At 53.7% G+C, this 13,565-nt stretch carries 9 protein-coding genes; 6 read left to right on the forward strand and 3 right to left on the reverse strand.

What is annotated here, in order from left to right; all coding sequences use genetic code 11:
* The first annotated feature begins 85 nt into the window (after positions 1–85).
* Positions 86–649 (forward strand): hypothetical protein, encoded by a 564-nt coding sequence (locus tag ABHF33_RS05880; RefSeq protein ID WP_348946040.1) that lies wholly within the window; start codon positions 86–88, stop codon positions 647–649.
* A gap of 215 nt (positions 650–864) precedes the next feature.
* On the opposite strand, the gene ABHF33_RS05885 is transcribed toward ABHF33_RS05880, so the two are convergent.
* The 3 genes from ABHF33_RS05885 to gltB form a co-directional block, all read right to left on the reverse strand.
* The gene (locus ABHF33_RS05885; RefSeq protein WP_348946041.1) at positions 865–1,185 is read right to left on the reverse strand and encodes a hypothetical protein; all 321 of its coding nucleotides are present in this window, start codon (positions 1,183–1,185) and stop codon (positions 865–867) included.
* A 124-nt stretch (positions 1,186–1,309) separates the two neighbouring features.
* A complete protein-coding gene (locus ABHF33_RS05890; RefSeq protein WP_348946042.1) occupies positions 1,310–2,773 on the reverse strand; it encodes a glutamate synthase subunit beta in 1,464 nt (487 codons plus the stop codon).
* Entirely contained in the window at positions 2,773–7,431 is a 4,659-nt protein-coding gene (gene gltB / locus ABHF33_RS05895) for a glutamate synthase large subunit (RefSeq protein ID WP_348946043.1), read from the reverse strand. The genes ABHF33_RS05890 and gltB overlap by 1 nt, the downstream gene beginning before the upstream one ends.
* A 387-nt stretch (positions 7,432–7,818) precedes the next feature.
* On the opposite strand from gltB, the gene ABHF33_RS05900 reads away from it, so the two are divergent.
* The 5 genes from ABHF33_RS05900 (at position 7,819) to ABHF33_RS05920 (ending at position 13,562) form a co-directional block, all read left to right on the forward strand.
* A complete protein-coding gene (locus ABHF33_RS05900) occupies positions 7,819–8,913 on the forward strand; it encodes a methyl-accepting chemotaxis protein (RefSeq protein WP_348946044.1) in 1,095 nt (364 codons plus the stop codon).
* A gap of 29 nt (positions 8,914–8,942) precedes the next feature.
* Entirely contained in the window at positions 8,943–9,311 is a 369-nt protein-coding gene (locus ABHF33_RS05905) for a response regulator (RefSeq protein ID WP_157670167.1), read from the forward strand.
* A 62-nt stretch (positions 9,312–9,373) separates the two neighbouring features.
* The gene (locus ABHF33_RS05910) at positions 9,374–9,703 is read left to right on the forward strand and encodes an STAS domain-containing protein (protein WP_348946045.1); all 330 of its coding nucleotides are present in this window, start codon (positions 9,374–9,376) and stop codon (positions 9,701–9,703) included.
* On the forward strand, positions 9,700–11,892 hold the full coding sequence (locus ABHF33_RS05915) for a chemotaxis protein CheA (RefSeq protein WP_348946046.1): 2,193 nt from the start codon (positions 9,700–9,702) through the stop codon (positions 11,890–11,892). The genes ABHF33_RS05910 and ABHF33_RS05915 overlap by 4 nt, the downstream gene beginning before the upstream one ends.
* A gap of 29 nt (positions 11,893–11,921) precedes the next feature.
* Positions 11,922–13,562, forward strand: coding sequence for a methyl-accepting chemotaxis protein (locus ABHF33_RS05920; protein WP_348946047.1), 1,641 nt, complete (start codon positions 11,922–11,924; stop codon positions 13,560–13,562).
* Positions 13,563–13,565 lie beyond the last annotated feature (3 nt).

A 13,565-nucleotide genomic window follows, 5' to 3' on the forward strand; every position in this document is an offset into this window, starting at 1 on the left:
AGCGCCCGATACGAAAGTCGCATACACGCGGATTGATCTTATCTACGATGGAAATACAGGAAACGACTTGACGCAGGGGGTTAATATGCAAACCCACCAAATCATCATGGTATGCAGCTGTGCAGCCCTGAGTGCCTGCACCTCGCTCTTGCCGCACACTGAATCACAAAGCCGCGCGCCCTGGCCTGACTACCCGAGCGCCGAGCTGGCTTTTTCCCGCGTTGACACGGAAAAAACGACGCTCACACAACTACACGAGATGGGGATAGATCCGAAAAAAACGCCCAATATCCTGCTATTGAGCCATGCGGACTTAATGCGCAGACTGGCACTCAGCGGCGGAGGCGACCCCACTTTGCTTGCCCCGCAAATCCAGAATTGCATTAAGCAGCCGACGGCCTGCTTTGCTTATGAAATCGAGCAGCGCAGCATCAATCGCCAGCGCGATGGCAATTTTTTGCTCGATTTTCTTGGTTTCAAACGCAGAACCGCTATCTCGGGCTGGCAATTTAACGCCATCTTTATCATCCAAGGCGATTTGGTTGTCTACAAGCTCTGGAGCGGCACGCCCAGCATTGAAAGTGTCGAACAGGAAACAACACCGCTAGGGCCTTTGCAAAACTTCAGTCCATCCATCTTGGGTTTTTGAGCGTACAAAACAAAGCCCGCATTTGCAGGCTCGGATTGATGACAAACCCCACTCGCGAAGCGAGGCTCCCCTCAAGGAGGGGACGGGAGGGGTGGAATAAAACATAAAGGCTGCAAGTACAAGGCCTTATTTCTTAGGCTCGGCTTTGCCGAGACTTGAAAATCGTGCCCTCCCCACTTTGTCAGCAGCCTGAGCCCGCATTTGCGGGCTTTTCATTAGCGTCGTTTCGACGCTTCACTACGCTCGATGGCAATCGCAATCAAATAATGCACCAAATCCCTATCGTGACCGATCACTTCAACGCAGGCGTGACGCAGACGATCAACCAGGAATTTCTCCGGTGAGTCAATCACGCGCTTAAAGCGGTTATATTTAAATTTTGCATCACCCACGATTTCTTCCAGCTGCGCCAAACGCTCGGGCTGATTATTGCGCAAACGATAGAGCTTGCTTTTGGCCGCCACTTTGCGGTCGTGATTCGGACGCAAGATAACGTGCCAGTCTGCGGGTACTTCGGGGTTTACTTGCTCGCTCATCTTCAATCCTTCGTCATCCAGCCAATTCAATCGTCCGATTATACGGCTAATTAAGGCGCGTGCCTTGGCAATAAAAAAAGCCGGCAGGATTGCCGGCTTTTTTACCCGATCCAAAACTAGTCGCTTAGCGCGGCAAAGTACTAGTGCCCATCAGATAGGCATCCACTTCACGCGCAGCTTGGCGGCCTTCGCGGATCGCCCAGACGACCAAAGATTGACCGCGGCGTACGTCACCGGCTGCAAACACTTTGGCGACGCTGGTTTGGTAGCAACCCGCACCATCGGTCGTCGCCTTGGCATTGCCGCGGGCATCTTTTTCGACACCGAAGCTGTCGAGCAAGCTGGCCACTGGATTGGTGAAACCCATCGCCAAGAATACCAGATCAGCTTTCAGCTCAAACTCGCTACCCGCAACCGGGGTAGGCTTGCCGTCAACCCAATCCAATCGCACCAGTTTCACCGCTTTAAGCACGCCGTTTTCGCCGACGAACTCTTGCGTTTGCACCGCGAAATCGCGCTCAACGCCTTCTTCGTGACTGCTCGACGTACGCAGCTTGACCGGCCAGTAAGGCCAAACCAGCGGTTTGTCTTCGACTTCCGGCGGGATCGGCATCAGTTCGAGCTGAGTCACACTCGCCGCGCCATGACGGTTACTGGTCCCCACGCAATCGCTGCCTGTATCGCCGCCGCCGATGACGACCACATGCTTGTCCTTGGCATTGATCGGGTTAGCTGCGCCACCGACGTTTTGCTTGTTTTGTGCGATCAACAATTCCAACGCGAAATGCACGCCTTTGAGCTCACGCCCCGGCACAGGCAAATCGCGCGGCACTTCGGCGCCACCGGCCAAAATCACCGCGTCGAACGCTGCTTCAAGCTCGGCTGGCGTGACAACGGTTTTCGCGTCATTAACAATACCTTTAGGTATATCACTAGAGCCAATGACTGTATTGGTCTTGAAGGCAATACCCTCGAACTGCATTTGCTCCAGACGGCGATCAATCACTTCAGCTTCGAGTTTGAAATCAGGAATACCGTAACGCAGCAAGCCACCCGCCGCGTCATTTTTCTCGAATACGGTCACCGAGTGACCCACGCGAGCGAGCTGTTGTGCAGCGGCCAGACCCGCCGGGCCAGAGCCAACAATGGCAACCTTCTTGCCCGTTTTGACTTTGGCAGGCTGTGGCACGACCCAACCGTTATCCCAGCCTTTGTCGATGATTGCGCGCTCGATGGACTTAATACCGACCGGATCAGCATTAATACCCAGCGTACAGGCTGCTTCGCACGGCGCAGGGCACACGCGGCCAGTAAACTCGGGGAAGTTATTGGTCGAGTGCAATACAGTCAGCGCGTTTTGCCAGTCTTGCTGGTACACCAGATCGTTAAAATCGGGGATCACATTATTGACTGGGCAGCCGTTATTGCAGAATGGAATACCGCAATCCATGCAGCGCGCGCCTTGCAATTTGGCTGCAGCGTCATCGAGTGCAGGTACAAACTCGCGGTAATGCGTTAAGCGTTGCGCCACTGGCTCGTAGCTATCTTTGACGCGCTCGATTTCTAGAAAACCTGTTGGCTTACCCATTATGCGATCTCCTTCTGGGCAGTTTGCACTTTGGCTGCCGCCATTTCTTTCAGTGCACGACGATATTCGTTCGGGAATACTTTTACGAAAGCAGCACGGCTTGCTGACCAATTTGCCAAAATCTCGGCGGCGCGCACGCTGCCAGTCAAGGCAGCGTGTTTTTCGATCAAGGCTTTGAGCTGAACTTCATCAGCCACGCCATTGTGGAATGGAGACTGCTCGATGTTCTTGGCTTGCTCATCGCTCGCCACGACTTGCTCCAACGCCACTTGCGCCATATTGCAGCGGCTAGCAAATACGCCTTCCGGGTCGTAAACATAAGCAATCCCGCCCGACATCCCCGCCGCGAAGTTGCGGCCAGTATTGCCCAGCACCACCACCGTCCCGCCAGTCATGTATTCGCAACCGTGGTCGCCTGTTCCTTCAACGACTGCGGTTGCACCGGAATTACGCACCGCGAAACGCTCGCCGCCAACGCCAGCGAAGAACGCTTCACCGGCAATCGCACCAAACAGCACGGTATTGCCGACGATAATGTTTTCCCATGTTTTACCGACAAAGCTGGCGTCAGGACGAATCACAATTCGACCACCCGACAGGCCTTTACCGACGTAATCATTGCCTTCGCCAGTCAGCGTTATTGTGATACCCCGGGCGAGGAATGCCCCGAAGCTCTGTCCTGCCGTGCCTTGCAGAGCAATACCTATGGTATTTTCTGGCAACCCGGCATGACCATAGCGGCGCGCCACTTCACCCGACAGCATCGCGCCCACGGTACGGTTGATGTTTTTCACTGGCAGGCTGATTTGCGTAACTTCACCGCGCTCAAGCGCCGGTGCAGCTTGTTTAATCAGCTCTTGGTCAAGGGCTTTATTCAGGCCGTGATCTTGCACTTCAGCGTGCAGGCGAGCCACTTCGGCAGGTGCTTTGGGCTGGTAGAAAATCTTGCTGAAATCAAGACCCTTGGCTTTCCAGTGCTCAACGCCAGCTTGTTTATCGAGCAAATCAGAGCGACCAATCAAATCGTCAAACTTGCGGATCCCCATTTGCGCCATGATCTGGCGTGCTTCTTCGGCGACGAAGAAGAAGTAATTCACCACATGTTCAGGCTGACCTGAGAAGCGTTGGCGCAGGACTGGATCTTGCGTTGCCACCCCGACCGGACACGTATTGAGGTGACACTTGCGCATCATAATGCAACCCTCAACGACCAGCGGCGCAGTCGCAAAACCGAACTCATCGGCCCCGAGCAAGGCGCCAATCACGACGTCGCGACCCGTTTTCATTTGGCCATCGACCTGCACACGAATCCGACCACGCAATTTATTCAGCACCAGCGTTTGCTGGGTTTCAGCCAAACCGAGTTCCCACGGCCCGCCTGCGTGCTTGATCGACGATTGCGGCGAAGCGCCAGTGCCGCCGTCATGACCGGCAATGACCAGATGATCGGCTTTGGCTTTGGAAACACCTGCCGCCACGGTACCCACCCCCACTTCGGCAACCAGCTTGACCGAAATCGAAGCAACAGGATTGACGTTTTTCAGATCGTGAATCAGCTGCGCCAAATCTTCGATCGAGTAAATATCGTGGTGCGGTGGTGGAGAAATCAGGCCAACACCCGGCACCGAGTGACGCAACTTACCGATGTACTCGGAAACCTTGTGACCTGGCAGCTGGCCACCCTCACCCGGCTTCGCGCCTTGTGCCATCTTGATCTGGATTTGATCGGCATTAACCAAGTATTCAGTCGTCACGCCAAAGCGACCCGAAGCAACCTGCTTAATCGCTGAGCGCAGGCTATCGCCTTCTTTGAAGGTATAGTCACGCTCAATGCGGTTTTTACCGATCACTTCAGACAGCGTTTGTCCGGCCTGCAGCGGTTTGAAGCGCGTTGCATCTTCACCACCTTCACCGGTATTTGATTTACCGCCAATGCGGTTCATCGCAATTGCCAGCGTTGAATGCGCTTCGGTCGAAATCGAGCCGAGCGACATCGCGCCGGTGGCAAAACGTTTCACGATGTCAGCGGCAGATTCAACTTCTTCGAGTGGTACTGGTGCGCCGGCCGATTTAATTTCAAACAGGCCACGCAAAGTCAGATGACGTTTGCTCTGATCATTAATCAGTGCGGCATATTCTTTGTACGTTGAGTATGAATTGCTGCGCGTTGCGTGTTGCAACTTGGCGATGGAATCCGGCGTCCACAAATGGTCTTCGCCGCGGGTGCGGAAGGCGTATTCGCCACCGGCGTCGAGCATATTGGCCAGCACTGGATCGCTACCAAACGCAGCGGTATGCAGGCGCACGGCCTCTTCGGCCACTTCAAACAGACCGATACCCTCAACATTGCTCGCGGTGCCGGTGAAGTATTTCTTAACAAAGGCTTTTTGCAGACCGATCGCTTCGAAAATCTGCGCGCCGGTGTAGGACATGTAAGTCGAAATACCCATTTTCGACATCACTTTCAGCAAGCCTTTGCCTACGCCTTTGATGAAGTTTTTCTGGTATTTGCTAGCCAGTTCAGCATCACCGCCATTTGAAGAAGCCAGATCAGCCAAGGTTGCGAGCGTGAGGTAAGGGTAAACCGCTTCCGCGCCATAACCGCCGAGCAGCGCAAAGTGGTGCGTTTCGCGCGCCGAGCCGGTTTCAACCACCAGACCGGTGCTGGTGCGCAAGCCGCGTTTGACCAGATGCTGGTGTACTGCAGAAGTTGCCAGCAGCGCGGGGATCGCCACGTGTTCGGCATCCATTTTGCGATCGGACACAATCAGGATATTCGCGCCGGACTTCACTGCATCCTCGGCTTCAGCCACCAAGGATGCCAAACGCGCTTCAACGCCGTTTTTGCCCCAAGCGGCGGGGTAGCAAATATCCAGCTCGTGCGAGTAGAACTTACCGCTGGTGTATTGGCCGATATTGCGGATTTTCTCGAATTGCTTGGTGCTTAAAATTGGCTGCGCCACTTCCAGACGGATCGGTGGATTGATGTCGGTTGTACCGAGCAAGTTCGGTTTCGGGCCGATAAACGACACCAGCGACATCACCATATCTTCGCGGATTGGATCGATTGGCGGGTTGGTTACCTGCGCAAACAATTGCTTGAAGTAGTTGTACAGCGGCTTGTCTTTGCGCGACAACACGGTCAACGCCGCGTCGTTGCCCATCGAGCCGGTGGGTTCTTCGCCATTCTTGGCCATTGGCTCAAGAATGAATTTGATGTCTTCTTGCGTGTAGCCAAACGCTTGCTGCTGATCAAGCAAGGCGTGAGAAGTAAGGTGTGAGGCGGGAGTGAGCTCGTCACCTTCAATGTCATCCAATTTGACGCGAATTTTGTCGATCCATTCGCGATACGGCTTGGCGTTGGACAGACTGTCTTTCAGCTCTTTGTCGTCGATGATACGGCCTTGCTCCAAGTCGATCAGGAACATTTTGCCCGGTTGTAGGCGCCATTTTTTATTGATGCGATCTTCTGAAATTGGCAACACACCAGATTCAGATGCCATCACGACCAGATCGTCGTTCGTGACGAGATAACGTGCTGGGCGCAGGCCATTACGATCGAGCGTCGCGCCGATTTGACGACCATCGGTGAACGCAACGGCAGCCGGGCCATCCCATGGCTCCATCATTGCAGCGTGATATTCGTAGAAGGCGCGACGTTTTTCGTCCATTTCGCTGTTCTTTTCCCATGCTTCAGGGATCATCATCATCATCGCTTGCGCGAGTGAATAGCCGCCCATCACCAGTAATTCGAGCGCATTATCAAAAGACGCCGAATCGGATTGATTTGGATAAATCAGCGGCCAGATTTTATCGATGTCTTTGCCGAGCACAGGCGAGCTAATCGCTTTTTCACGCGCGCGAATCCAGTTCACATTGCCGCGCAGTGTGTTGATCTCGCCGTTGTGCGCGATATAGCGGAATGGATGCGCCAGATCCCAGGTCGGGAAGGTATTGGTCGAGAAGCGTTGATGCACCAAGGCCAGCGCCGAGATACAGGCAGGGTCTTGCAGATCGAGGTAATACTCACCGACTTGATCAGCCAGCAACAAGCCTTTGTAGTTCAGCGTACGCGCCGAACAAGACGGAATGTAATACTCGCCACCGTGCTTGAGTTTCAGCGCGCGAATCGCGTGCGAAGCGCGTTTGCGGATGATGTAGAGCTTGCGTTCCAGCGCATCGGTAACCAGCACATCATTGCCGCGACCGATGAACAGCTGACGAATCACCGGCTCGGTAGCTTTAATCAGCGGCGACATTGGCATCTCGCGATTCACCGGCACATCGCGCCAGCCCAACACAACTTGTTTTTCCGCGCGGGCTGCGCGCTCGATTTCTTCTTCACAGGCGGCACGGGCGGCAGGCTCTTGCGGCAGAAAACACATCGCCACGCCGTAATCACCCACTGGCGGCAACACAATACCCTGGGTAAGCATCTCTCTGCGCAGCAATGCATCCGGGATCTGGATCAAGATACCTGCACCATCACCTGCCAATGCATCGGCACCGACGGCACCACGGTGATCGATGTTTTTTAAAATAAGCAAACCTTGCTCAATGATGCTGTGGCTCTTCTGGCCTTTGATATGAGCGACAAAGCCCACACCACAGGCGTCGTGTTCGTTGGCGGGATCGTACATCCCCTGCATCGTTTCCATGACTCATCCCTTTGAAAATCGCTCAAAAACCAAGTGCTTTTATGTCGCGGCTAGTTTGCCAGATTTAGGTGATTACCCGTACAAAACTTCCAGAAACCTTAATTTAAATCAGGCTCGGCTACTTTTTGGCAACGATGGACCAGCCCGAATCAGCGACAGTTTCGCAGAAAAAGCTGACATCTGCTGACATCTTATTTCGCCATGACAATTGATTGTTCATGTCTTATACAGATACAGGCTTGCAGCTTTTATGCATGTCGGCGAAAGCATGCGCGATGGTACAAAAAACCAACACAAGTCGCTGATCGCAATTCGCCGTTGAGCACCCAACAGTAAATTAGAGAATACTAATTATGCTGCGCAAATAATTACAGGAGAGGGGACAGCGTGAAAACAGATCAAATTCGTCAGCTTGGCATCGGGATACTCAATCTGATTGCCGTGGCTTTGCTGGCATCAACATGGTGGCATGGCCTGATACTGGGGGCGATTATCCTGCTGCTCCTTTTAGCATTTACTCCCAGCTCAACCAAAGAAGAAGACATTGTTCGCATCGAGCACGCCCCTGTGCCCCCCATCCACAGTGATTTACCTCCGCTGATGGTCGATGTACTACCGCTCTGGAAAAGAAATCTATCCCTCGCCCGTTCGCAAAGCCAGGAAGCCATCGACTCGCTCGCTATGCGTTTTGGCAATATCAATCACGGGCTAAATGAAACATTGCAACTGGCATCGGGCAGCAGTGGCGGTCAGGTCATCACAACCATCCAGAAGGCCGAACAGGGTCTGGGCGGAATTGTCTCGGCGCTGGAGCAAATATTGAAGGACAGGGAAACACTGCTCAGCGAGATCGAAGGTCTGGGACAATTCAATACCGAACTCAAACAGATGGCCACGTCGGTCGCAGAAATTGCCGCACAAACCAATCTGCTCGCGCTTAATGCCGCCATTGAGGCCGCCCGCGCTGGCGAGGCCGGACGGGGGTTTGCCGTGGTCGCCGATGAAGTACGCAAACTCTCGACCCAATCGGGCGAAACCGGCAAGCACATCAGCAGCAAAGTTGAATCGATCAACGCCACCATTCAGGGCGCATTGGCTTCGGCGCAAAGGCTGTCGCACAGCGAAGCACAAATGATAGGCAACTCCAAAACAACAATCAGCGAAGTCATTGCCGATTTTCATCAGGTGGCAGTCGAGCTGGGCACCACCATCGAGCAGCTCACCAATGAAGGGCGCGCGGTTGAACATGAAGTGCAGGATGTGATTATCAATCTGCAATTTCAGGATCGCGTTAGCCAGATCATGGATCACATCGAACGCGATATCGAAAAACTGGCCGATCTACTGGCCCGCCAGCAGGCGCTACCCGATCGCCAGCAATGGCTGAACGAGCTGCATAAAACCTACACCACCAGCGAGCAACGCCAGGCACATACCGGGCAAAAAGCGGCAGCCACCACCACTTCAATCGACTTTTTCTAACCTCAGCCACTTATTCAGGAATAGCGAACATGGCCAAGACCATTCTTATTGTTGACGATTCATTCAGCATGCGACAAACCGTCAGTATCGCGCTCAAGGGCGCGGGTTACGAGGTAGTAGAGGCCAGCGATGGCAAAGATGCACTGAGCAAACTGGATGGCCGCAAATACAATCTGATCATCTCCGATGTGAACATGCCCAATATGGATGGCATCAGCTTTGTCAAAGCAGCCAAGCTGCTGCCCAATTACAAATTCACACCCATCATCATGCTCACCACCGAAGGTGACGACAGCAAAAAACAGGAAGGCAAAGCAGCTGGCGTACGCGCCTGGGTGCTCAAGCCTTTTCAGCCCCCGGCACTGCTCGACGCGATCTCCAAGCTCATCATGGCCTAACGGGTATATTCATACAAACCAATAATAATAAGTCATAGCGACATATACCCACAGGAGCGAGAATGAGTACGCCATCCAGCCCGCCCCCAGAAACGGCCGCGATTCAGGCCAATCACAGTTTGACTATTTTTGAAGCCGCAGAGCAGAAAACCGCGCTCCTTACTGCGTTATCAAATAGCAGCGAGAGCCTGGAAGTCAATCTTTCCGGTGTTGATGACATTGACAGCACCGGTATCCAGCTCTTGCTCTTTCTCAAACAGGAAGCGCAACGCCAGCAAAAAACCATGGTGTACACGCACCACAGCCCGACAGTACTGGGCGTCATTGAATTGCTCAATCTGGCAGCTCAACTGGGCGACCCCCTACTGATGCCCCGAGGAGAAACAGCATGAATCTGGACGCGGCTCGCGCAGCGCTGGTCGAAGAAGCGCGTGAACTCCTGGTAGCGATGGAAGACGCCTTGCTGCAAATCGAGGCTGGCACGGGAGGGCCGGACGGCATCAACGCCATTTTTCGCGCCGCACACACCATCAAAGGCTCGGCCGGCCTGTTTGCTTTTGACAATGTCGTCAGCTTTACGCATATCGTTGAAAGCGTGCTTGATCGGGTTCGCAATGGCAAGCTGGAAATCGACGAAGCCATGCTCTCGCTGCTGCTGAAGTCGGGCGACTATATTGCGACGCTCGTCGACGCCATCGAGCGCAATACCGAACAGGAAGAGCCCAATCCGGCGCTACGCTCAAAACTGGAAGCCGAGCTTAAAAGCTACCTGGATACGCCACCCGTAGCGCAAACCGCACTGGAAGCGGCCGAGCCAGAACCTGCCGCCCAGTTCGAAATCGACGAAGGCGAGCGTGTGAGCAGCGACAACTGGCATTTGTCGCTGCGCTTTAATGAAGATGTACTGCGACAGGGACTCGACCCGCTGTCGTTTATCCGCTACCTGTGTACGCTGGGCCAGATTGTCCATTTGCACACCATCAGCGAGCAAATTCCCGACGCTGAGCATTACGATGCAGAAAGCAGCTATCTGGGTTACGAAATCGATTTTGAATCGGACGCGACCCGCAGCCAGATCGAGGGCGTCTTTGAATTTGTCCGCGAAGAAAGCCAGATCCGCATTTTGCCGCCGCACAGCAAAATTGATGAATATATCCAGCTGATCGACAGCCTGGCCGAGCCTGCCGGGCGGCTCGGCGAAATCCTGATTCATGGCGGTGCGCTCAGTGAAAGCGAGCTGGAACGGGTGCTCAATCAGCAGCAGGAGCAAGACAGGCCACCGCCGCTCGGCACCATGCTGGTCGAACAGCAAATGGTGCCGCCCAATGTGGTTTCAGCCGCGCTGAGCAAACAAAAGCAAAGCGAAGAGAAACGCAGCCACGAGCAGAAATTTATCAAGGTTGAAGTTGGCAAACTTGATCAACTGATCGATCTGGTTGGCGAGCTGGTCATTGCCGGCGCGGGTGCCAATCTGGTTGCCAAGCAAAAATCGGTCAATGCCTTTGAAGAAGCTGCGCAATCGGTATCGGTACTGGTTGAGCAAATTCGCGACGCGGCGCTCACCTTGCGCATGGTGCCGATTGGCGAAGTATTCCAGCGTTTTCCTCGGGTGGTGCGCGAGGTGTCGCGCGATCTGGGCAAGGAAATCGAGCTGGTCATTACCGGCGCAGAGACCGAGCTGGATAAATCCATGGTCGAAAAATTGTCCGACCCCTTGATGCATATCGTGCGCAATGCCATGGATCACGGGCTGGAATCAACCGAAGACCGCATTTTGCTGGGCAAACCTTCGTGCGGGATTATGCGGCTGAATGCCTTTCATGATTCGGGCAGCATCGTGATTGAAGTCTCCGACGATGGTCGCGGGCTCAATCGCGAACGCATACTGGCCAAAGCCATCGAACGTGGGCTGATTACCGCCGAGCAGCACTTGTCGGACAACGAAATCTACCGCCTGATTTTCGAGCCGGGTTTTTCTACCGCAGAAAAAGTCACCAATCTGTCGGGGCGTGGCGTCGGGATGGATGTCGTCAAAAAGAATATCGAAGCACTTCGAGGCGAAGTTGAAGTCGATAGCACGCCTGGACACGGCGCAACCATCCGTATCCGGCTGCCGCTGACACTGGCGATCATTGATGGCTTCCAGGTCATGGTCAATGGCTCGGTCTACGTGATTCCGCTGGAGATGGTGATTGAATGCGTGGACCTCGTGCATCAGGATTACCGGCACAACATCATCAAACTGCGCGGTGAACCGCTGCCCTTTATCCGTTTGCGCTCGCTATTTGGCCACCCGCCTTCAGCAGCACAGCAGAGAGAAAGTCTGGTCGTTGTTCAATACGGTTCACAAAGAGCAGGACTGGTCGTCGATCAGCTACTAGGCGAATTTCAGGCTGTCATCAAACCACTGGGGCTGTTATTTCAGCATATGAAGGGCATTGGCGGCTCCACCATTCTGGGTAACGGGCAGGTTTCGCTGATTCTGGATATTCCGCACCTGATCCATATGACCAGCCAGCGGGAAATGCCTCCAGTGCTCGCTGCAAGCAACACCGAAGTATCAGAAAAAATCAATCATTAGAATTCAAAACATTTGTGGGGGAATTGAACATGCAATGGTTTTATCAGCTACGCCTTAATACAAAACTGGTCAGCACGTTTTTAATCGTAGCCGCACTGACCTTGATTCTGGGCGCTTACGCTTATGTGCAAATTGACAAAATAAGCGGCATGCTCAGCTCGACGTATAACGATCGCCTGATTCCGATTCGTGATCTGGGGGAAGTCAAAAGCTATCAAATTCAAAACTATCGTCGACTTTATGTGGCAGTGGCACTGAATGAAGCTGAGTCAATTGCAGACCAGAAAGAGAAAATTGCACTCGACAAGAAAAATAGTGACGAGTTATTTGCCACTTATAAAAAAACGCTACTAGCCCCCGAAGAAGCTCAACTGATTCCTGTTTTTGAGCAGCAATACAGCAAGGTCAATGCGGCTACAGATAAAACACTGGAGCTACTGGCTGCTGGCCAACATGCCGAAGCAATCCACCTGATGCGGACAGAAACCAAGCCCCAGTTTGACCAGATGCTGGTGACACTGCAAAACCTGATCAAAATCAACACCGACGTTGCCGATCAGACCAACAAAGCCAGTGAAGCAATTACCGCCAGCATCAGCAAAACCATGATTATCATGATGTTGTGCGCTTTTGCGCTGGCCATCGTGATCGGGCTGTGGATTACCCGCCTGATTGTCAAACAGATCGGTGGCGAGCCTGCTCTGGTCGTCGATACCTTGAAAAAAATCTCCGAAGGCGATTTAACGGTGCAAATCCAGCTGCGTCCGAATGATCAAAGCAGCTTGCTATTCAATACCCAGCAAATGGTCAGCAAGCTGACCAGCGTGATGGGTGAAGTGAGCGATACGGCCAATGCTCTGGCTTCGGCGTCCGAAGAAGTTTCTGCCTCGGCGCAATCGCTAAGCCAGAACGCCTCCGAGCAAGCGGCCAGCGTGGAACAAACCAGCGCGGCAGTCGAAGAAATTTCTTCAACCGTTTCGCAAAACTCGGACAACGCCCGCGTCACCGATGGCATGGCGAGCAAATCATCCAACGATGCCGTCGAAGGTGGTGAGGCAGTCAAAGAAACTGTGGCGGCCATGCGGCAAATTGCCAAAAAAATCGGTATTGTTGACGACATCGCCTATCAGACCAATCTGCTGGCGCTCAATGCAGCGATTGAGGCTGCGCGTGCTGGCGAACACGGCAAAGGCTTTGCGGTTGTTGCCGCCGAAGTACGCAAGCTGGCCGAGCGCAGCCAGATTGCCGCACAGGAGATTTCCGAAGTGGCCAGCAGCAGCGTAACCCTGGCCGAAAGAGCAGGCACGCTGCTGGATCAAATGGTACCGGCAATTCGCAAAACGGCCGATCTGGTGCAGGAAATCAGCGCTGCATCGCGCGAACAAACCAATGGCCTTGACCAGATCAACTCTGCCGTTGGTCAACTGGCCAATACCACGCAAATGAACGCAGCAGCCTCGGAGCAACTTTCGTCCACTTCGGAGGAAATGAGTGCGCAAGCCATCCAGCTGCAGGAAATGATCCGCTTTTTCCGTCTGAACAATGCCGCACACAAGCGGGTATTGCCATCCAAACAGAACGTAGCTCGCAGCAGCGTTGGCGGAGGCCGGGTTTCCATGCTGGACTCTGGTCATGACGCGGTGGATGAAGCGAATTTCTCGCGCTTTTGATTG

The organism is Chitinibacter sp. FCG-7 (assembly GCF_040047665.1).
Classification (GTDB): domain Bacteria; phylum Pseudomonadota; class Gammaproteobacteria; order Burkholderiales; family Chitinibacteraceae; genus Chitinibacter; species Chitinibacter mangrovi.